The organism is Streptomyces sp. CC228A (assembly GCF_021390935.1).
In the GTDB taxonomy this organism is placed as follows: domain Bacteria; phylum Actinomycetota; class Actinomycetes; order Streptomycetales; family Streptomycetaceae; genus Streptomyces.
Genome location: NZ_JAJPUI010000005.1, coordinates 415,670 through 435,020, shown reverse-complemented (window position 1 = coordinate 435,020; position 19,351 = coordinate 415,670). Strand labels below are relative to the sequence as shown.

Sequence of the window (19,351 nt, the reverse complement as noted above, 5' to 3'; positions counted from 1 at the left end):
CCGGCCCGGGTGCCCGGCCGCGCGCTCAGCGGTCGAAGTCGAGTTCCACCTCGGCGGTCAGGGGATGCGACTGGCAGGCCAGCACATAGCCCGCCTCCGTCTCCTCCGCCTCCAGCGCGTAGTTGCGGTCCATGCGGACCTCGCCGGAGACGAGGAACGCACGGCACGTGCCGCAGACCCCGCCCTTGCACGCGTACGGCGCGTCGGAGCGGGCACGCAGCACGGTCTCCAGCAGCGTCTCGCCCTCCTCGACCGGCCAGGTCCCGGAGCGCCCGTCCAGCGTCGCCGTCAGAGCGGCGTGTGAGGCCTCTCCCGGGAGGCGTGTGCGGGCCGCCGCGGCGCCGTCGTCCACATGGAAGATCTCCTGGTGGATGCGGCCCTTCGGCACCCCGAGCCCCTGCAGGGCCCGCTCGGCGTTCTCCACCAGCCCCAGGGGACCGCACAGGAACCAGCCGTCGACGTCCGGGAGCGGCAGCAGCGCCGGAAGCAGCCGCGTCAGGCGCTCCTCGTCGAGGCGCCCCGACGGCAGGCCCGTCTGCTGCTCCTCCCGGGACAGCACCGTGACCAGCTGGAACCGCTCGGGGTAGCGGTCCTTCAGGTCCGCGACCTCGTCCAGGAACATCGTCGACGCGGCGGTGCGGTCACTGCGCACCAGGCAGAAGCGCGCTTCCGGTTCGCGGTCCAGCAGGGTCGCCGCCATGGACAGGACCGGGGTGATGCCGCTGCCGCCGACGACTGCCGCGAAGTGCCCGGGACGCGGCGGCAGCAGGAACCGGCCCATGGGCTCCATGACCTCGACGGTGTCCCCCACCGCGAGCTCCTTGAGGGCGTACGTGGAGAACTCGCCGCCGTCGACCAGCCGGATGCCCACGCGGAGCACCGGATCCGCCCCGGGCGGTACGGCACGGGAGCAGATCGAGTAGGTACGGCGTGTCTCCTCGCCGCCGGCCGACACCCGGCGCAGCGTGACGTGCTGGCCCGGCGTATGGCGGAACGCGTCCCGCAGCTCTGCGGGGACCGCGAAGGTGACGGCCACGGAGTCGTCGGTGAGCCGCTCGACTTCGCTCACCCGGAGCGGATGGAACATCTACAACTCCTTGAAGTGGTCGAAGGGCTCCCGGCAGGACGCGCAGCGGCGCAGTGCCTTGCACGCGGTGGAGGAGAACCTGCTGAGCAGCTCGGTGTCGGTCGAGCCGCAGTGCGGGCAGCGGATGGCGAGCCCCAGGGGGACCGGGCCGCCGGCCGCCTGCCGGCGGGGCGGCGCGATGCCGAACTCGCTGAGCTTGCGCCGGCCCTCGTCGGTGATGTCGTCGGTGGACCAGGCGGGCGAGAGCACCGTCACCACGGAGACGTCCGCTATGCCGTGCTCGTGGAGGACCCGCTCGATGTCCGCGGACATCGCCTCGATGGCCGGGCAGCCGGTGTAGGTGGGGGTCAGAGCGACCTTCACCCGGCCGGGGGCGAGGACCTCCACCCCGTGCAGCACACCCAGCTCCTCCAGGGTCAGCGCCGGCAGCTCGGGGTCCGGCACCGAGCCGGCGAGCCGGCTCAGCTCCTCCTCCAGAGGCGTCATGGTCACCATGCCGCCCCCGGGTGGCTGCGGTGCAGGTGCTGCATCTCGGCGAGCATCCGCCCGAACGGTTCGGTGTGCACGCCCTGGCGGCCTGCGCCCGCGCTCCACGCCGTCAGCCGCGGCCCGTCGGGCACGGTGATCCCGGCGCGCTCCAGTACCGCGGACACCGACGCCAGCCAGTCGGACTCCAGCTCGGCCCAGTCGACGTCGACACCCTCCACCGGTTGGAAGAGCTCGCCGGTGAAGCGCCACAGGGCGTCGCAGGCGGCCTGCATCCGCGTGCGGCTCTCCGCCGTGCCGTCGCCCAGCCGCAGGGTCCACTGCTCGGCGTGGTCCTGGTGGTAGGCGACTTCCTTGACGGCCTTGGCGGCCAGCGCGGCGAGGTCCGCGCTTCCGGTCTCCGGGGCGGCGGCCATCCGGCCGTACAGGAGCCGCTGGTAGGTGGAGAAGTACAGCTGGCGGGCGATGGTGTGGGCGAAGTCGCCGTTGGGCTGCTCGACGAGCTGGACGTTGCGGAAGGCCCGCTCCTCCCGGAGGAAGGCCAGCTCGTCCTCGTCGCCGACCAGCGAGAGCAGTACGCGGGCCTGGCCGAGGAGGTCCAGGGCGATGTTCGCGAGGGCGACGTCCTCCTCCAGTACGGGCGCATGGCCCGCCCACTCCCCGAGCCGCTGGGACAGCACGAGGGCGTCGTCGCCCAGAGCGAGGGCCGCCGACTCGATGGATGCCGTCACAGGTGCTGCACCCCCTCCGGGATCTCGTAGAAGGTCGGGTGCCGGTACGGCTTGTCCGCGGACGGTTCGAAGAAGGGGTCCTTCTCATCGGGGGACGAGGCGGTGATGGCGGCGGACGGCACCACCCAGAGGGACACGCCTTCGTTGCGGCGGGTGTAGAGGTCGCGGGCGTTGCGCAGGGCCATCTCCGCGTCCGGGGCGTGCAGGCTGCCGGCATGGGTGTGGGACAGCCCGCGGCGTGAGCGGACGAACACCTCCCACAGCGGCCAGTCGCTGGTCGTCATGCCGTCGCCTCCCCGTTCCCGCCGGTGCCGGGCTGCCCGGTGCCGGTCACTGCCGTGTCGTTCTGCTCCGTGCCGTGTCGCGGAGCCGCGTGCTTCGCGGCGTAGGCCGCTGCCGCCTCACGGACCCAGGCTCCCTCTTCGTGGGCGCGGCGGCGCTGCGTGATGCGCTGTTCGTTGCAGGGGCCGTTGCCCTTGAGGACCTGCTGGAACTCCGACCAGTCGATCGGGCCGAAGTCGTAGTGGCCGCGCTCCTCGTTCCACCGCAGCTCCGGGTCCGGCAGGGTGAGCCCCAGGGACTCGGCCTGCGGGACGCAGATGTCGACGAAGCGCTGGCGCAGCTCGTCGTTGGAGTGGCGCTTGATCTTCCAGGCCATGGACTGCGCGGAGTGCGCCGACTGGTCGTCCGGAGGGCCGAACATCATCAGCGACGGCCACCACCAGCGGTCCACCGCGTCCTGGGCCATCGCGTGCTGCTCGGGCGTCCCCTGGGAGAGCGCGAGCAGGGCCTCGTACCCCTGGCGCTGGTGGAAGGACTCCTCCTTGCAGATCCGGACCATCGCGCGGGCGTACGGACCGTACGAGCAGCGGCACAGCGGCACCTGGTTGGTGATCGCGGCACCGTCCACGAGCCAGCCGATGGCGCCGACGTCGGCCCAGGTCAGCGTGGGGTAGTTGAAGATCGACGAGTACTTCTGCCGGCCGGAGTGGAGCTTGTCCAGCAGCTCCTCGCGGCTGGTGCCGAGGGTCTCGGCGGCGCTGTACAGGTACAGCCCGTGCCCGGCCTCGTCCTGGACCTTGGCCATCAGGATGGCCTTGCGGCGCAGCGAGGGCGCACGGGTGATCCAGTTCGCCTCCGGCTGCATGCCGATGATCTCGGAGTGGGCGTGCTGGGCGATCTGCCGGACCAGCGTGGCGCGGTAGGCGTCCGGCATCCAGTCCCGCGGTTCGATGCGCTCGTCAGCGGCGATCGCCGCGTCGAACACCGTCTCGTACGCCTGCTGAGAGTCAGCGGTCACTGCCGTCATCGGGCCCCCTACCGACCGATCGTTCGGTTGAATGACTTCAATGGTCGGTCGGCGGCCCGTATGGTGTCAACCCTGTGGATAACTGCAGGGGACGACGCGGATCGGGGCGGGATGGAGTCGAACGGCGAGCGGCGTGAAGGGGCGGGCGGCACCGCCCCGCCCGGCGCGGGCACCGGGACGGCCCCGCTGTCCCTCCCGTACAAGGTCGTGGCGGGGGTCGTGGTCGTGGCGATCGGCCTGCTCGGCTGCGTCCACCTGGGGATGGTCTTCCTGCACGTCGCGCCGGCGAACACGCTGACGAAGAAGCACGGTGAGGCGGTGAACGACTGGGTGCTGCCGGAGTTCGAGCAGAACTGGAAGCTGTTCGCCCCCAACCCGCTCCAGCAGAACATCGCCGTGGAGGTCCGCGCCGAGGTCACCGTCGGCGGCGAGCGGCGGCTGACGCCCTGGACCGACCTGTCCGCGCAGGACGGCGAGGCGATACGCGGCAACCCCTTCCCGAGCCACGTCCACCAGAACGAGCTGCGCCGGGCCTGGGACTTCTTCGCGAACTGGCACAACGACGAGAACCGGGCCACCGGCGTCCGCGGCGAACTGTCCGAGCGCTACATCCGCCGCATCGTGATGCTCCGACTGGAGGACATGGACCTCGGCGGGAAGGTCGAGCGCATACAGGTGCGCTCCGCGACCCGCGCCGTCGCCGCCCCGCCGTGGAGCGGCGAGAAGAACGACACCCGCCCCGTCTACCGCGTCCTCCCCTGGTGGACCGTGACCGCGGCGGACCTGCCGCTCGGTGTCACCGGCGGGCGCGACGGAAAGGCGGCGCCGCGGTGACCGCGAACGAGACCGGCCGCAGCCCCGAGGACGACAGCCGCCAGGCCCCGGGCGCACGCGGCGACCGCGACTTCCGGGACGGCCCCCTCGCGACCGCACCGAGCCGGAGGCGCCCGCACCTGCGTCGACCGCATCCCGGGGCCCTTCGTGGGCGAAGGCCCCCGCACCTGCGTCGACCACGCCCGGGGGCCCTTCACGGGCGGCTGCCCCGGCGCCCAGAGTGATCGCGCCCGGGGCCTCCGGGGCGCCTTCCTGGTCGAAGGACCCGGCTCCGGCGTCCGCAGGGCCGGAGGCTCCCACCGGTGCGCGAGGGCCCGCGGAGGCGTCCGCGCAGGGAGCGGCGCCGTCGGAAGCGTCCACCGGCGCAGCGGCGCAGAGCCCCTTCGACCGGCGGGTCGTCCCGCTGGTCCGGAAGGTGACCGGGACCGTCCTGGGCCCTTACCAGGCTGCCGTCGTCCGCATCGGCTTCGCCGCCACCTGGCTCTTCTTCCTGCTCCGCGAGTATCCGCACCGGCACGAGCTCTACGGCCCCGACGGCCCCTGGGGATGGGACCTCGCCGAGCGGCTGATCGCGGACAACCGCTCCTTCACCGTCCTGCTGTGGACGGATTCGGCGCTGTGGTTCGAGGCCGTGTACGCCCTCGCCGTCGTCGGTGCCGCCCTGCTGCTGGTGGGCTGGCGCACCCGGGCGTCGTCCGTGCTGTTCATGGTGGGCGTCCTGTCGCTGCAGAATCGCTCCGTCTTCATGGGTGACGGCGGGGACAACGTCATCCACATCATGGCGGTCTATCTCACGCTCACGCGCTGCGGGCACGTCTGGTCCCTGGACGCCCGGCGCCGGGCCCGCGCCCCCGGCCGGGAACGCGGCGCGTCGGACGCCGTGGGGCCGGTGCTGTGGTCGCTGCTCGGCATCGGCCTGCTGGCTGCGACGCTCTTCCGGCACGTGAGCGGGGAGGGCTGGTTCCTGGGCTTCCTGTGGCTGCTGTGGGTCGCGCAAGGCGTGTGGTGGCTCGTCAGCCGGTTCGCCCCCGGCCAGCCGCGCACGCTGCTCGACATCATCGGGAACGCGGTGCACAACGCCACCCTCGGCGTGATCATGGCGGAGGTCTGCCTGATCTACGCGACCGCCGGCTGGTACAAGATCCAGGGCTCCCGCTGGCAGGACGGCACCGCGCTCTACTACCCGCTGAAGCTGGACTACTTCTCGCCCTGGCCCGCGCTGTCGGACCTGCTGGCCCACGCCAGCCTCGTGGTCCTGATCATCACCTACGGCACGGTCATCGTGCAGGTGGCGTTCCCCTTCACCCTGCTGAACCGGCGGGTGAAGAACGTCCTCCTGGCGGTGATGATCGCGGAGCACGCGGGTATCGCCGTGCTGCTCGGCCTGCCGTTCTTCTCCCTCGCGATGATCACCGCCGACGCGGTGTTCCTGCCGACCGTGTTCCTGCTGTGGACGGAGGGCCGGGTACTGCGTGCCGGTCGACGGCTCCGGCAGGTCGGGAGCGCCTGGGCGAGGAAAGGCCCCCGGGACTCCGGGGGCGGCGGCGGGACCGGAGCCGACGGCTCCAGGGGTGCGGACGCGTCCGGGGCGCACCTCCCCGGGCAGCGGCCCGGCAGCGGGGACGCGGCGGGCCGTACCCTCGTCGGGTGAGCAGCGACACCCCCACCGACACCGCCCTGCAGGGCTCCGGACCGGCGAACGGCACGGAGCCCCTGCAGTACGACGACGGCTTCGGCGAGCAGGTCGGCGTCGGGCCGCACCCTCGGCCCTGGCCCCGGGGCGAGCAGTACGACCCCGAACTGCTCGCCCACGGGGACCGGCGCAACGTCGTCGACGGCTACCGCTACTGGACGCGTGAGGCGATCGTCGCCGACCTGGACACCCGCCGCCACGACTTCCATGTGGCCGTGGAGAACTGGGGCCACGACTTCAACATCGGCTCCGTCGTGCGGACCGCGAACGCGTTCCTCGCCAAGGAGGTCCACATCGTGGGCCGCCGCCGCTGGAACCGGCGCGGCGCCATGGTGACCGACCGGTACCAGCACGTGCGGCACCACCCCGACACCGAGGCGCTGACGGCGTGGGCCGCGGCGGAGGGCCTGCCGATCATCGGAATCGACAACCTGCCCGGTGCCGTGCCGCTGGAGCGGACCGTGCTGCCCCGGCGCTGCGTGCTGCTGTTCGGGCAGGAGGGCCCGGGCCTCACCGAGGAGGCCAGGAAGCACGCCCGGATGGTGTGCTCCATCGCCCAGTTCGGGTCGACCCGCTCCATCAACGCCGGGGCGGCCGCGGCGATCGCCATGCACTCCTGGGTGCAGCGGTACGCGACGATCACCGGGCCTCCCGCGGGCTGACGGCGGGCCACCCGCGGGCCGCGGCGGTGCTGCGGCCGGGCGGCGGGCCCGAGCGCCGGCCGGAGCGGTGCTCAGGCCGGGCGCCGGGCCTTCGGACCAGGAGGCGGGCCCGAGGACGCCCGGGGCGGGGTTCAGGCCGGGCGGCGGACCTCCACCACCCGGAACCGGTTCGCCACGAACGCGCTGTCGCACAGGGCGGCGTTCGCCGCCGGGTTGCCGCCGGAGCCGTGGAAGTCGGAGAACGCGGCCGTCTGGTTGACGTAGACGCCACCCGTCAGGTTCAGGGACAGCTGCGCCGACTCCTCCAGGCACACCTCCTCGACGGCGCGCTCCACGTCGGCCGAGGTGGTGTAGGCGCCGACCGTCATCGCGCCCTTCTCCCGCACCGTGCGGCGCAGCAGCTCCAGCGCGTCGTCCGTGGAGTCCATGGCCACGGCGAAGGAGACCGGGCCGAAGCACTCCGACATGTAGGCCGCTTCCGCCTCCGGCTTGGAGCCGTCCAGCTTCACCATGAGCGGGGTGCGGACGACGGCGTCGGGGAAGTCCGGGTTGGCGATCTCGCGGGAGGACAGGGCGACCTCGCCGAGCTCCGCGGCTGCTTCGAGCCGGGCCTTGACGTCCGGGTTCACCAGAGCGCCGAGCAGTGCGTTCGCCCGGGCGTCGTCGCCCAGCAGGCCGTCCACCGCGGCCGCCAGGTCGGTGACCACCTCGTCGTACGACTTGTGGCCGGCGTCCGTGGAGATGCCGTCGCGCGGGATGAGCAGGTTCTGCGGGGTGGTGCACATCTGGCCGCTGTACAGGGAGAGCGAGAACGCCAGGTTGGACAGCATCCCCTTGTAGTCGTCGGTCGAGTCGACGACGACGGTGTTGACGCCGGCCTTCTCGGTGTACACCTGGGCCTGCCGGGCGTTCTGCTCCAGCCAGTCGCCGAAGGACGTCGAACCGGTGTAGTCGATGATCCGGATCTCCGGGCGCACGGCGAGGGTCTTCGCGATGCCCTCGCCGGGCCGCTCGACGGCCAGCGCCACGAGGTTCGGGTCGAAACCGGCCTCGGCCAGCACCTCACGGGCGATCCGCACCGTCAGGGCGAGCGGCAGCACCGCGCGCGGGTGCGGCTTGACGAGCACCGCGTTGCCCGTCGCCAGCGAGGCGAACAGGCCGGGGTAGCCGTTCCAGGTGGGGAAGGTGTTGCAGCCGACCAGCAGGGAGACGCCCCGGCCGACCGGGGTGAAGGACTTGCGCAGCTCCAGCGGGTCCCGCTTGCCCTGCGGCTTGGACCACTCGGCCTCGCCGGGCGTGCGCGTCTGCTCCGCGTACGCGTACGCCACCGCCTCCAGGCCGCGGTCCTGGGCGTGCGGCCCGCCGGCCTGCAACGCCATCATGAACGCCTGGCCGCTGGTGTGCATGACCGCGTGTGCGAACTCGTGCGTGCGGGCGCTGATGCGGGCCAGGACCTCCAGGCACACCAGGGCGCGGGTCTCCGCACCGGCGTCCCGCCAGGCCGCCAGACCGGTGCGCATCGCCGGGAGCAGCACGTCCACGTCCACGTGCGGGTACTCGACGCCGAGCGCCGGGCCGTACGGGGACACCTCGCCGCCGGTCCAGCCGTCGGTGCCGGGCTGGTCCAGCTCGAAGCGGGTGTTCAGCGTCGCCTGGTGGGCGGCGTGCCCGTCGGCCGCGTTGAGGGAGCCGTTCTCCCCGTACGCCTTGGGGTGCTCCGGGTGCGGGGACCAGTAGGCGCGCGTCCGGATCGCCTCAAGGGCCTGGTCGAGAGTGGGCCGGTGCCTCTCGGCCAGGTGGTCGGGGGTCAGCTGCGCGGCGGCCATGGCGGACCAACTCCTCGGTGAGCTGGGCAGGGACAGGCGGACAGAGCTAGAGTAACCGAACGATCGGTCGGGACAAGGGGGTCTCTCGGACATGTGGACAACCCATCGGGAAGGATCGCCGGCATGACCGACACCGAGGCCACCACCCGGGCGGCGCACGCCGCCGTCCCCCGCGGCAGCACCGTCGCCGTCGTCGGAACCGGCACCATGGGCCAGGGCATCGCGCAGGTCGCGCTGGTCGCCGGCCACCCCGTACGCCTCTACGACGCCGCACCCGGCCGCGCGGACGCCGCCGCGACCGCCGTGCTCGACCGTCTGGACCGGCTCGTCACCAAGGGCCGCCTCACGCAGGACGAGCGCGACGCGGCCGCCTCCCGGCTCCGGCCCGCCGCCGCGCTCGACGAGCTCGCCGACGCCGCCCTTGTCGTCGAGGCGATCGTCGAGCGGCTCGACGTGAAGCAGGAGCTCTTCGGCGCACTGGAGAAGACCGTCGCCGAGGACTGCCTGCTCGCCACCAACACCTCGTCCCTCTCCGTCACCGCCATCGCCGGAGCGCTCCGCCTCCCGGGCCGCTTCGTCGGCATGCACTTCTTCAACCCGGCGCCGCTGCTCCCGCTCGTCGAGATCGTCAGCGGCTTCGCCACCGACGAGGCCGCCGCCACGCGCGCGTACGACACGGCCGGCGCCTGGGGGAAGACCCCGGTGCGCTGCGCCGACACCCCCGGCTTCATCGTCAACCGGGTCGCCCGGCCGTTCTACGCCGAAGCCCTGCGGGTCCACGAGGAGCGGGGCGCCGACCCGGCCACCATCGACGCCGTCCTGCGGGAGTGCGGCGGCTTCAGGATGGGCGCCTTCGAGCTCACCGACCTGATCGGGCAGGACGTCAACGAAGCGGTCACCCGGTCCGTGTGGGACTCCTTCTTTCACGACCCGAAGTTCACGCCCTCCCTGGCACAGCGCCGGCTCGTGGAGTCCGGCCGCCTGGGCCGCAAGACGGGCCACGGATGGTTCCCGTACGGAGAGGGCGACGAGCGCCCCGAACCGCACACCGCCCCGCCGGCCGACCCACCGCATCACGTCACCGTGCGCGGCGACCTCGGACCGGCCGAACCGCTGGTGGAGCTGATCGAGCGAGCGGGGATCGAGGTCCGCCGGCGCGCCGGCAACGGCTGGATCGACCTGCCGTCCGACGGGCGCCTGTGCCTGGCCGACGGCGAGACGTCCGCGGAGTACGGCGACGACCAGATCATCCACTTCGACCTGGCACTGGACTACGCCGCCGCGCGCCGTGTCGCCCTGGCCACATGCGACGACACCGCCCCGGAGGCGCTGAGCGAGGCCGTCGGGCTCTTCCAGGCCCTCGGCAAGCAGGTCTCCGTCATAGGGGACGTCCCCGGCATGATCGTCGCCCGTACCGTGGCCATGCTCGTGGACATCGCCGTGGATGCCGTGGACCGCGGCGTCGCGACCGCGGAGGACGTCGACACGGCGATGCGGCTCGGCGTGAACTACCCGGTGGGTCCGCTCGCCTGGGGAGAAAAGGTCGGCTACGCGCGCGTGGCCGACCTCCTGAAGGAAATGCACAAGCGCTATCCCACGGGCCGCTACGCACCGGCCCTGGGAACCGTGCGGCGCGGGTACGCCGAGGACGCGAGGGCCGACTGATGAGCACCCCCAGGCGGGACACCTACACCCCCGAGACCCTGCTCTCCGTGGCTGTCCGGGTCTTCAACGAGCGCGGCTACGACGGCACCTCCATGGAGCACCTCTCCAAGGCGGCGGGCATCTCGAAGTCGTCCATCTACCACCATGTGGCGGGCAAGGAGGAACTGCTGCGGCGGGCCGTCAGCCGCGCCCTGGACGGGCTGTTCGCCGTCCTGGAGGAGGCCCCGGCGCTGCAGGGCCGTGCCGTCGAACGGGTGGAGTACGTGACCCGGCGCACCGTCGAGGTGCTGATGGACGAACTGCCCTATGTGACGCTGCTGCTGCGGGTCCGCGGCAACACCCGGACCGAGCGCTGGGCCCTGGAGCGCCGCCGCGAGTTCGACCAGCGCGTCGCGGACCTGATGAAGGCGGCCGCGGCCGACGGCGACCTGCGCGCGGACGTGGACATACGGCTGGCTACCCGGTTGCTCTTCGGCATGGTGAACTCGCTGGTCGAGTGGTACCGGCCCCAGCACGGCGACGGCACCGAGCGGCAGCAGCTCGCCGACGCCGTGGTCCACATGGCCTTCGACGGGCTGCGCACCGCCCACTGAGCAGCGGAAAGCAGGCCGCGGACCGCCCGCCCGACGGCGTCGCGCGGCTGCGCGGCAGCGGGCGGAACGCGGACGCCGGCCCGGTTGCGGAGCGCCCGTCGCCCCCTGAGCGGCAGAAGGGCGGCTTCCACTTCGGGCGCGGTACGCGGACCGCTCGCCGGGCGGCGGAACGCGGGCTGCACCTCAGTGGAGGAACTCGCACCCGGATGAGGAGACGCGCGGCGCCCTGGGCGGCGCCCTGAGCGGCGAGCGGAGGGGCCGCCCGTCAGCGGCGGAGCCCCCGTGCGCCCGATGGCCGTCGGACGGCGTACCGGCGGCCGGGGCAGGAAGGACGCGGGGCCGCCGGGCGGGCACCCGGCGGCCCCGCCCCGTCAGGTGGCGGTCACATCTCGTCCGCCGCGATCCTCCGGTGGAGGTCCGTTTCCTCGAACACCAGCAGCGTCCGCGTGGACAGCACCTCGGGGATGGCCTGGAGCCTGGTCAGCACCAGCTCGCGCAGCGTCCTGTTGTCCGGGGTGTGCACCAGCAGCAGCACGTCGAAGTCGCCGCTGACCAGGGCGATGTGCGCGGCGCCCGGCAGCGCCTGGAGCTTCTCGCGGACCGTGCGCCAGGAGTTCTGCACGATCTTGAGGGTGATGTACGCCGAGGCGCCCTGCCCCGCGCGCTCGTGGTTGACCCGGGCGCCGAAGCCGCGGATCACTCCGTCGTCGATCAGCCGGTTGATCCGCGCGTACGCGTTGGCGCGGGACACGTGCACGCGCTCGGCCACCGACCGGACCGACGCCCGGCCGTCCGTCTGGAGGATCCGCAGGATGTCGCGGTCGATGGCGTCGAGCGGGCGCGGCGCCGGAACCTGGTCCTCGTCGCCCTGCGGCGCCCGGTCCCAGCTCGGGGCCATTTGTTCAGCTGCCATGTCCCCCCACCTCTCTCTTGTGGACGACCTGCCTCTATCCCAGGCTGTGCAGAACCGTTTGTCCACAGGCTGAGGCTGCCTGTGGCCAAATTGGCTCCACGACCGAACAATCGGTAGGTGAGGCGCGCCACATGCGCGCCGCCCCCGGGTCTTATGCCCACTCCCACGAGGAGGTGCTGTCATGACGGTCCAAGAGCTGCCCGGCGCGGCCTCTTACCGGCCCACGCCGCCGCCGGCGTGGAAGCCGCGCACCGACCCCGCGCCGCTGCTCCCGGACCCCGAGCCGCACCGCGTGCTCGGCACGGAGGCCGTGGCAGGGTTCGCGCCCGAGCTGCTGCGCCGACTCCACGCCGAGCTGGTGCGGGGCCGCCGCTACAACGCGCAGGCGACCGCCCTCACCAAGCAGGGCCGACTGGCGGTGTACCCGTCCAGCACCGGCCAGGAAGCCTGCGAGGTGGCCGCGGCGCTGGTACTGGAGGAGCGGGACTGGCTCTTCCCGTCGTACCGCGACACCCTGGCGGCCGTGGCGCGCGGCCTGGACCCCGTGCAGGCCCTCACGCTGCTGCGCGGCGACTGGCACACCGGCTACGACCCGCGCGAGCACCGCGTCGCACCCCTGTGCACGCCCCTCGCCACCCAGCTGCCGCACGCGGTGGGCCTCGCGCACGCGGCCCGTCTCAAGGGCGACGACGTCGTGGCGCTGGCGATGGTCGGCGACGGCGGCACCAGCGAAGGCGACTTCCACGAGGCGCTGAACTTCGCCGCGGTGTGGCAGGCGCCGGTCGTCTTCCTGGTCCAGAACAACGGCTTCGCGATCTCCGTCCCGCTGGCCAAGCAGACCGCGGCGCCGTCACTGGCGCACAAGGCCGTCGGATACGGCATGCCGGGCCGACTGGTCGACGGAAACGACGTGGTCGCCGTGCACCAGGTGCTCTCGGAGGCCGTGGACCGGGCCCGCCGGGGTGGCGGCCCGACGCTCGTCGAGGCCTTGACGTACCGCATCGACGCCCACACCAACGCCGACGACGCCACCCGCTACCGCGGGGACGGCGAGGTGGAGACGTGGCGGCAGCACGACCCCATCCGGCTCCTGGAGCAGGAGCTGACGGAGCGCGGGCTGCTCGACGAGGACGGCATACGGCAGGCCGCCGACGCTGCCGAGGCCATGGCCGCGCGCCTGCGGGAGCGGATGAACGCGGACGCGGAACTCGACCCCATGGACCTGTTCGACCACGTCTTCGCGGAGCAGACCGGGCAGCTGCGCGAGCAGGCCGCCCAGCTGCGCGCCGAGCTGGCCGCCGAAGCAGAAGGTGACGTGCGATGACCACCGTGGCAGCCAAGCCCGCCACCATGGCCCAAGCCCTCCAGCGCGCCATGCGCGACGCGATGGCCGAGGACCCCGCCGTCCATGTGATGGGCGAGGACGTCGGCACGCTCGGCGGCGTCTTCCGCGTCACCGACGGACTCGCCAAGGAGTTCGGCGAGGACCGGTGCACGGACACCCCGCTCGCGGAGGCTGGCATCCTCGGCACCGCCGTCGGCATGGCCATGTACGGGCTGCGGCCGGTCGTCGAGATGCAGTTCGACGCGTTCGCCTACCCGGCCTTCGAGCAGCTCGTGAGCCATGTCGCCCGGATGCGGAACCGGACCCGCGGCGCGATGCCGATGCCTCTCGTCGTCCGCGTCCCGTACGGCGGCGGGATCGGCGGTGTCGAGCACCACAGCGACTCGTCCGAGGTGTACTACATGGCGACTCCGGGGCTCCATGTCGTCACACCCGCCACGGTCGCCGACGCCTACGGCCTGCTGCGCGCCGCCATCGCCTCCGACGACCCGGTGGTCTTCCTGGAGCCGAAGCGCCTCTACTGGTCGAAGTCCGACTGGTCGCCCGACGCCCCGACGCAGGTGGAGCCGATCGGCCGCGCCGTCGTCCGGCGCACCGGCCGCAGCGCCACCCTCATCACCTACGGCCCGTCCGTGCCCGTCTGCCTGGAGGCCGCCGAAGCCGCACAGGCCGAGGGATGGGACCTGGAGGTCGTCGACCTGCGGTCCCTGGTGCCGTTCGACGACGAGACGGTGTGCGCGTCCGTACGGCGTACCGGGCGCGCGGTCGTCGTGCACGAGTCCGGCGGGTTCGCCGGGCCCGGCGCCGAGATCGCCGCCCGGGTCACCGAGCGCTGCTTCCACCACCTGGAGGCTCCCGTGCTGCGGGTGGCGGGCTTCGACATCCCCTACCCGCCGCCGATGCTGGAGCGGCACCACCTGCCGGGTGTCGACCGCATCCTCGACGCGGTCGCCCGACTGCAGTGGGAGGCGGGAAGCTGATGGCGCAGGTGCTGGAGTTCAAGCTGCCCGACCTCGGGGAGGGGCTCACCGAGGCGGAGATCGTCCGGTGGCTCGTCGCCGTCGGCGACGTCGTGGTGGTCGACCAGCCGGTCGTGGAGGTGGAGACCGCCAAGGCCATGGTGGAGGTGCCCTGCCCGTACGGCGGTGTGGTCACCGCCCGGTACGGCGAGGAGGGCGAGGAACTGCCCGTCGGCGCGCCGCTGCTGACCGTCGCGGTCGGCGCCGACGCCCTGCCGGACGGCGCCGCGGCGGCCCGCCCGGCCACCGGGACCACCGCTGTCGACGGTGCCGACGGTGCCGGCAAGGCGGCCCCCGCCGCGGAGGGCTCCGGGAACGTGCTGGTCGGCTACGGCACCTCCGCTCCCGCCGCGCGGCGGCGCCGGGTGCGCGCGGGCGCTTCCCCCATGGCGCCCGCGCCCACCACCGCCCCGGCCCCAGCCCCGGCGGAGCCTGCCGCTCCGCGGGCGGCGGCCGTGGACGGGCCGATACCGGTGATTTCGCCGCTCGTGCGGAAGCTGGCGCGGGAGCGGGGGATCGATCTGCGCACGGTGCGCGGTTCGGGTCCCGACGGGCTGATCCTGCGGGCGGATGTCGAGCGGCTGTCCGCCGCACGGGCGGAGCCGTCCGCCCAGGCCGCCCCGGCGGCTCAGGCGGCTCCGGCTGCTCCTGCGGCGCAGGGCTCCGGCGAGCGGGTGCCGCTGCGCGGTGTGCGCGGTGCCGTGGCCGACAAGCTCAGCCGCAGCCGCCGGGAGATCCCCGACGCCACCTGCTGGGTGGACGCCGACGCGACCGAGCTCATGGCCGCCCGCGCCGCCATGAACGCCGCGGGCGGTACGAAGATCTCCCTGCTGGCGCTGCTCGCCCGCATCTGCACCGCCGCGCTCGCCCGCTACCCGGAGCTCAACTCGCGGGTGGACATGGAAGCGAGGGAGATCGTCCGACTGCCCGAGGTCCACCTCGGTTTCGCTGCCCAGACCGAACGGGGCCTCGTCGTCCCCGTGGTCCGCGACGCGCACACCCGCGACGCGGAGTCCCTGACGGCCGAGTTCGCCCGGCTGACGGAGGAAGCCCGCAAGGGGTCGCTGACCCCGGCGGACCTGACGGGCGGGACGTTCACGCTGAACAACTACGGCGTGTTCGGGGTGGACGGCTCCACGCCGATCATCAACCATCCCGAGGCGGCCATGCTCGGCGTGGGACGCATCGTGCCGAAGCCATGGGTACACCAGGGAGAGCTGGCGGTGCGTCAGGTCGTCCAGCTGTCGCTGACCTTCGACCACCGGGTCTGCGACGGCGGCACGGCGGGCGGCTTCCTGCGGTACGTGGCGGACTGCGTCGAGCAGCCCGCGGTCCTGCTGCGCACCCTGTAGTCAGCAGGGCGGTACGCCGCGTGGCGTACCGCCCGGACACCTCCGGCAGCGGGGGTGCCGCAGCGGGAAGACCAAGGCGGCCGCCGCGCCGCCCGGACCCGAGGCGCTGCCGCGCTGCCCGGACGAGGTGCCGCCGGGCTTCCCGGGACCCGAGGTGCTGCCGGGCTTCCCGGGGCCCGAGGTGCTGCCGGGCTTCCCGGGGCCCGAGGTGCTGCCGGGCTTCCCGGGGCCCGAGACGTCGCCGGGCGCCCCGGGCCCGAGCCGTCCTCGGGCCTCCCGGGCCCAGCCGTCTCGGGGCTCCTCGGGGCCTGAGCCCTCGCCGGGCGCGCCCCGGGCCCCGAGCCGCCCTCGGACTCCCCGGGGTGCGAGCGGCCCCCGTGCTCCGCGGCCCCGAGCCGTGGCTGGGCTTCCCGGGTCTGGAGCCGTCCCCGGCCCTCACGAGTTCGCCATCAGGCGCCTTCAAAGGTCGCCGTGTCCCGGACGGGAGGGCCGAGGGGGGCAGGGCGGAGGGGGGCCGGTCGGTCGGGTGGAGAGGGTGACCATACTGGGCGCGTGACCCGATTTGATGCCGTGGTACTGGCAGGCGGCGCGGCCCGGCGGCTCGGCGGGGCGGACAAGCCCGCGCTGAGCGTGGGCGGGCGCGCGCTCCTCGACCGGGTGCTCGACGCCTGCGCGGACGCCGGGCGGGCCATCGTGGTCGGTGGTCGCCGGGCCACCGCGCGGCCCGTCGTCTGGGCCCGGGAGGAGCCTCCCGGAGGCGGTCCGCTCGCCGCGCTCGACGCCGGTGTACGGCACGTCGGGGCGGACGCGGTCGTGGTCCTGGGCGGCGATCTGCCGTTCCTCGACACCGCCACCGTGCGGGGCCTGGTCGACGCGCTCGACGCGGGCCCCGCCGAGGCCGCGCTCGCCGTGGACGCGGACGGCCGCGACCAGCCGCTCGTCGCCGCGTACCGCACGGAACCGCTGCGCCGCGAGATCGCCCTCCTCGCCACCGAGCACGGCCGCCTCTCCGGGTTGCCCCTGCGGCTGCTGACGCAGGAACTCGACCTCATCCGCGTGTCCGGCCGCCCGCTCGCGTCCTTCGACTGCGACACCTGGGAGGACCTTGCCGCGGCCCGGGCCCGCATCAGGGAGCATGGAACCGTGCTGGACGAATGGATCACCGCAGTCAAGGCCGAGCTGGGTATCGAGCTGGACGTCGACACCGGCGTCCTCCTGGACCTGGCGCGTGACGCCGCCCACGGAGTCGCCCGCCCCGCCGCACCTCTCACCACCTTCCTCGTCGGCTACGCCGCCGCCAGGGCGCAGGACGGCGGTCCCGACGCCGTGGCAGAGGCGGCGCGGAAGGCCGCCGCGCTCGCGGCCCGCTGGGCGCAGGAGACCCCGGACGGGACCGAGGCCGGATGACCGAGCCGGACGTCGACGGCGTCGAGGACGCCCTCGCCCTGGTGGGGCGGCCCTCTCGGGAACCCGCGCACCGCGGCGGCTCCCGCAGCCCGGCCACGGACCCCCCACATGCCTCCTCACACGCCTCGGGGCACGGTGAGACCCCCTGGGCGCGCGCCCGGGACATCGCTGCCCGCGCAGGACGCGGCACGTCTGCGGGCACCGTGCGTACGCCGCTCAGCACGGCGCTCGGCCGGGTGCTGGCCGAGCCGCTGACCGCGCTCACCGACCTGCCGTCGTTCGACACCTCGGCCATGGACGGCTGGGCGGTCGCCGGGCCGGGCCCCTGGGAGGTCCTCACCGCCGACTCCCTGCTGGCAGGACGCGGTGAGGCGCCGGTCCTGCCCGACGGCGCCGCCGTACGCATCGCCACCGGCGCCCGCGTCCCGCCCGACACCACCGCGGTCCTGCGGAGCGAGCACTCACGCACCGATGCCGACGGCCGCCATGTGCACGCGCTCAGGGAGCTGGTGCCCGGCCAGGACATCCGCCCCCGCGGCCAGGAGTGCCGGGCGGGCGAGCCGCTGCTGCCCGCGGCGACCGTCGTCACCCCGGCGGTGCTGGGACTCGCGGCCGCGGCCGGATACGACGCGGTGACCACCCTGGACCGGCCCCGCGTGGAGATCCTGGTCCTCGGAGACGAACTGCTCGCCTCCGGCGTCCCGCACGAGGGGCTCATCCGCGACGCGCTCGGGCCGATGCTGGCTCCGTGGCTCCAGACCCTCGGTGTCGACGTCCTGGGTACCCGCCGCCTCGGCGACGACGCAGAGGCGCTGTACGAGGCGGTGGACGGGTCCGCCGCCGAGCTGGTGATCACGACGGGGGGGACCGCCTCAGGGCCCGTGGACCACGTCCATCCCGTCCTGCGCTGGGCAGGCGCCGAGCTGCTCGTCGACGGGGTGCGGGTTCGGCCCGGCCACCCGATGCTGCTGGCCCGCCTTGCCGAGGGCCGCCACCTGGTGGGGCTGCCCGGCAACCCCTTGGCCGCCGTGTCCGGGCTGCTCACGCTTGCCGAGCCGCTGCTGCGCGAGGCCACCGGCCATCGCCCCCCGCCTCCGGCGCACGTTCCCGTGCGCGACGCGGTACAGGGGCATCCGCGAGACACGCGCCTCGTCCCGGTGGTGCACCGGTCGGGGCAGGCGGTGCCGCTGCACTACAACGGCCCGGCCATGCTGAGGGGCCTCGCCGCCGCCGACGGGCTGGCCGTCGTCCCGCGGGGCGGTGCCAGACCCGGTGATGCCCTGGAGATCCTCGGACTGCCCTGGAGAAGCCCGATATCGGCCGTCGTCTCGGCGCCGTCCCCCACCGGAGGTTTCACGTGAAACATCCGGAGCCGCGCTCGGCCGGGCATCGGCTGCTGACCGGTCAGCTCAAGCTGCCGCGGCGGATCGTGCAGCACCCCCTGCGCCAGGTCGCCAAGCGACTGGCGCTGGCGGCAGCGGTCCTGCTGTTCACCAGCCTGATCGTCTCCCTGGACCGCGAGGGCTACAAGGACGGCGCCGACGGGCAGGTCAGCGTTCTCGACGCCTTCTACTACGCGACCGTGACCCTCTCGACCACCGGTTACGGCGACATCGTGCCCGTCTCGGATGCCGCGAGGCTCATCAACGTCCTGATCGTGACGCCGTTGCGGGTGGTCTTCCTGATCATCCTGGTCGGCACCACTCTCGAAGTGCTCGCAGAACGCACCCGCCAGGAATGGCAGGAGAAACGCTGGAGGAGCGCCTTGCGCGATCACACCGTCGTCGTCGGCTTCGGTACGAAGGGCCGCTCCGCGCTGGAGACGCTCAGCGCCACCGGGTTGAAGAAGGAGCAGGTCGTCGTCATCGACCCGAACAGCGCGGTGATCGACCTCGCGAACGCCGACGGGTTCACCGGTGTCCTCGGTGACGCCACGCGCAGCGACGTCCTGCTGCGGGCCCAGGTGCAGAGGGCCGGACAGATCATCGTCGCCACGCAGCGCGACGACACAGCGGTCCTCGTCACGCTCACGGCCCGACAGCTCAACCGCGGGGCGAAGATCGTGGCCGCGGTGCGGGAGGAGGAGAACGCCGCGCTGCTGCGCCAGTCCGGTGCCGACGCGGTCATCACCAGCGCGAGTGCGGCCGGGCGGCTGCTCGGCATGTCGGTCCTGAGCCCGAGCACGGGCACGGTGATCGAGGGGCTGATCCAGCGTGGCACCGGACTCGACATCGTCGAGCGGCCGGTGACCAAGGCGGAGGCCGGGCGCGGCGTCCGCGAGACCGAGGACCTCGTGGTGAGCGTGCTGCGCGGGCACCGCCTCATCGGGTACGACGACCCTGAGGCCAGTCCGCTCCAGCTCACCGACCGAGTGATCACCATCGTGCGTGCCGTCAACGGATCCAACGCGTCGGCGCCTTCCGAGTAGC

At 73.4% G+C, this 19,351-nt stretch carries 18 protein-coding genes; 11 read left to right on the top strand and 7 right to left on the bottom strand.

The window, feature by feature from the left end; all coding sequences use genetic code 11:
• Positions 1–25: 25 nt before the first annotated feature.
• The 5 genes from L6E17_RS17430 to paaA are packed head-to-tail and all read right to left on the bottom strand — an operon-like array spanning position 26 to position 3,613.
• Entirely contained in the window at positions 26–1,087 is a 1,062-nt protein-coding gene (locus L6E17_RS17430; protein ID WP_236241663.1) for a 2Fe-2S iron-sulfur cluster-binding protein, read from the bottom strand.
• Positions 1,088–1,582, bottom strand: coding sequence for a 1,2-phenylacetyl-CoA epoxidase subunit PaaD (paaD, locus tag L6E17_RS17425; protein ID WP_236241662.1), 495 nt, complete (start codon positions 1,580–1,582; stop codon positions 1,088–1,090).
• The gene (gene paaC, locus L6E17_RS17420; RefSeq protein WP_236241661.1) at positions 1,576–2,304 is read right to left on the bottom strand and encodes a 1,2-phenylacetyl-CoA epoxidase subunit PaaC; all 729 of its coding nucleotides are present in this window, start codon (positions 2,302–2,304) and stop codon (positions 1,576–1,578) included. Before paaC ends, paaD begins: the two co-directional genes overlap by 7 nt.
• Entirely contained in the window at positions 2,301–2,588 is a 288-nt protein-coding gene (paaB, locus tag L6E17_RS17415; RefSeq protein WP_236241660.1) for a 1,2-phenylacetyl-CoA epoxidase subunit PaaB, read from the bottom strand. The genes paaC and paaB overlap by 4 nt, the downstream gene beginning before the upstream one ends.
• A complete protein-coding gene (gene paaA / locus L6E17_RS17410) occupies positions 2,585–3,613 on the bottom strand; it encodes a 1,2-phenylacetyl-CoA epoxidase subunit PaaA (RefSeq protein WP_236241659.1) in 1,029 nt (342 codons plus the stop codon). The genes paaB and paaA overlap by 4 nt, the downstream gene beginning before the upstream one ends.
• Before the next feature lie 111 nt (positions 3,614–3,724).
• Here paaA and L6E17_RS17405 point away from each other — a divergent pair, with 111 nt between their 5' ends.
• From L6E17_RS17405 to L6E17_RS17395, 3 genes are all read left to right on the top strand, one after another.
• Positions 3,725–4,447, top strand: a complete 723-nt coding sequence (locus tag L6E17_RS17405) for a DUF5819 family protein (protein ID WP_236241658.1) — start codon at positions 3,725–3,727, stop codon at positions 4,445–4,447.
• Between the two features lie 415 nt (positions 4,448–4,862).
• Positions 4,863–6,098 carry an HTTM domain-containing protein gene (locus tag L6E17_RS17400; protein ID WP_374109071.1) on the top strand — a complete coding sequence of 412 codons (1,236 nt, stop codon included), beginning with the start codon at positions 4,863–4,865 and terminating at the stop codon, positions 6,096–6,098.
• Positions 6,095–6,802 carry a TrmH family RNA methyltransferase gene (locus L6E17_RS17395; RefSeq protein WP_236241657.1) on the top strand — a complete coding sequence of 236 codons (708 nt, stop codon included), beginning with the start codon at positions 6,095–6,097 and terminating at the stop codon, positions 6,800–6,802. The genes L6E17_RS17400 and L6E17_RS17395 overlap by 4 nt, the downstream gene beginning before the upstream one ends.
• A gap of 131 nt (positions 6,803–6,933) precedes the next feature.
• On the opposite strand, the gene paaN is transcribed toward L6E17_RS17395, so the two are convergent.
• Positions 6,934–8,628, bottom strand: a complete 1,695-nt coding sequence (gene paaN / locus L6E17_RS17390; protein ID WP_236241656.1) for a phenylacetic acid degradation protein PaaN — start codon at positions 8,626–8,628, stop codon at positions 6,934–6,936.
• 123 nt (positions 8,629–8,751) lie between these two features.
• Here paaN and L6E17_RS17385 point away from each other — a divergent pair, with 123 nt between their 5' ends.
• Both L6E17_RS17385 and L6E17_RS17380 read left to right on the top strand, forming a co-directional pair.
• Positions 8,752–10,293, top strand: coding sequence for a 3-hydroxyacyl-CoA dehydrogenase (locus tag L6E17_RS17385; protein WP_236241655.1), 1,542 nt, complete (start codon positions 8,752–8,754; stop codon positions 10,291–10,293).
• Positions 10,293–10,886 carry a TetR/AcrR family transcriptional regulator gene (locus L6E17_RS17380; RefSeq protein ID WP_236241654.1) on the top strand — a complete coding sequence of 198 codons (594 nt, stop codon included), beginning with the start codon at positions 10,293–10,295 and terminating at the stop codon, positions 10,884–10,886. Before L6E17_RS17385 ends, L6E17_RS17380 begins: the two co-directional genes overlap by 1 nt.
• A 382-nt stretch (positions 10,887–11,268) precedes the next feature.
• Here L6E17_RS17380 and L6E17_RS17375 read toward each other — a convergent pair whose 3' ends face one another.
• Entirely contained in the window at positions 11,269–11,799 is a 531-nt protein-coding gene (locus tag L6E17_RS17375) for an Lrp/AsnC family transcriptional regulator (RefSeq protein ID WP_374109070.1), read from the bottom strand.
• 181 nt (positions 11,800–11,980) lie between these two features.
• Here L6E17_RS17375 and pdhA point away from each other — a divergent pair, with 181 nt between their 5' ends.
• The 6 genes from pdhA (at position 11,981) to L6E17_RS17345 (ending at position 19,350) form a co-directional block, all read left to right on the top strand.
• Entirely contained in the window at positions 11,981–13,123 is a 1,143-nt protein-coding gene (pdhA, locus tag L6E17_RS17370; RefSeq protein WP_236241653.1) for a pyruvate dehydrogenase (acetyl-transferring) E1 component subunit alpha, read from the top strand.
• Entirely contained in the window at positions 13,120–14,124 is a 1,005-nt protein-coding gene (locus tag L6E17_RS17365; protein ID WP_236241652.1) for an alpha-ketoacid dehydrogenase subunit beta, read from the top strand. Before pdhA ends, L6E17_RS17365 begins: the two co-directional genes overlap by 4 nt.
• Positions 14,124–15,515 (top strand): dihydrolipoamide acetyltransferase family protein, encoded by a 1,392-nt coding sequence (locus L6E17_RS17360; protein WP_236241651.1) that lies wholly within the window; start codon positions 14,124–14,126, stop codon positions 15,513–15,515. Before L6E17_RS17365 ends, L6E17_RS17360 begins: the two co-directional genes overlap by 1 nt.
• Positions 15,516–16,067: 552 nt before the next feature.
• Complete coding sequence (locus L6E17_RS17355; protein ID WP_236241650.1) at positions 16,068–16,922, top strand: NTP transferase domain-containing protein; 855 nt, start codon at positions 16,068–16,070, stop codon at positions 16,920–16,922.
• A complete protein-coding gene (locus tag L6E17_RS17350; protein ID WP_236241649.1) occupies positions 16,919–18,283 on the top strand; it encodes a molybdopterin molybdotransferase MoeA in 1,365 nt (454 codons plus the stop codon). The genes L6E17_RS17355 and L6E17_RS17350 overlap by 4 nt, the downstream gene beginning before the upstream one ends.
• Positions 18,280–19,350: a TrkA family potassium uptake protein gene (locus L6E17_RS17345; RefSeq protein WP_236241648.1), complete on the top strand. Its 1,071-nt coding sequence runs from the start codon at positions 18,280–18,282 to the stop codon at positions 19,348–19,350. Before L6E17_RS17350 ends, L6E17_RS17345 begins: the two co-directional genes overlap by 4 nt.
• Position 19,351: the final 1 nt, after the last annotated feature.

Excerpts from the sequence above, each read along its gene's own strand:
- L6E17_RS17430 (WP_236241663.1), bottom strand. The coding sequence starts at position 1,087 with ATGTTCCATCCGCTCCGGGTGAGCGAAGTCGAGCGGCTCACCGACGAC.
- paaD (WP_236241662.1), bottom strand. The coding sequence starts at position 1,582 with ATGGTGACCATGACGCCTCTGGAGGAGGAGCTGAGCCGGCTCGCCGGC.
- paaB (WP_236241660.1), bottom strand. The coding sequence starts at position 2,588 with ATGACGACCAGCGACTGGCCGCTGTGGGAGGTGTTCGTCCGCTCACGC.
- paaA (WP_236241659.1), bottom strand. The coding sequence starts at position 3,613 with ATGACGGCAGTGACCGCTGACTCTCAGCAGGCGTACGAGACGGTGTTC.
- L6E17_RS17405 (WP_236241658.1), top strand. The coding sequence starts at position 3,725 with ATGGAGTCGAACGGCGAGCGGCGTGAAGGGGCGGGCGGCACCGCCCCG.
- paaN (WP_236241656.1), bottom strand. The coding sequence starts at position 8,628 with ATGGCCGCCGCGCAGCTGACCCCCGACCACCTGGCCGAGAGGCACCGG.
- L6E17_RS17385 (WP_236241655.1), top strand. The coding sequence starts at position 8,752 with ATGACCGACACCGAGGCCACCACCCGGGCGGCGCACGCCGCCGTCCCC.
- L6E17_RS17380 (WP_236241654.1), top strand. The coding sequence starts at position 10,293 with ATGAGCACCCCCAGGCGGGACACCTACACCCCCGAGACCCTGCTCTCC.
- L6E17_RS17375 (WP_374109070.1), bottom strand. The coding sequence starts at position 11,799 with ATGGCAGCTGAACAAATGGCCCCGAGCTGGGACCGGGCGCCGCAGGGC.
- pdhA (WP_236241653.1), top strand. The coding sequence starts at position 11,981 with ATGACGGTCCAAGAGCTGCCCGGCGCGGCCTCTTACCGGCCCACGCCG.
- L6E17_RS17365 (WP_236241652.1), top strand. The coding sequence starts at position 13,120 with ATGACCACCGTGGCAGCCAAGCCCGCCACCATGGCCCAAGCCCTCCAG.
- L6E17_RS17360 (WP_236241651.1), top strand. The coding sequence starts at position 14,124 with ATGGCGCAGGTGCTGGAGTTCAAGCTGCCCGACCTCGGGGAGGGGCTC.
- L6E17_RS17350 (WP_236241649.1), top strand. The coding sequence starts at position 16,919 with ATGACCGAGCCGGACGTCGACGGCGTCGAGGACGCCCTCGCCCTGGTG.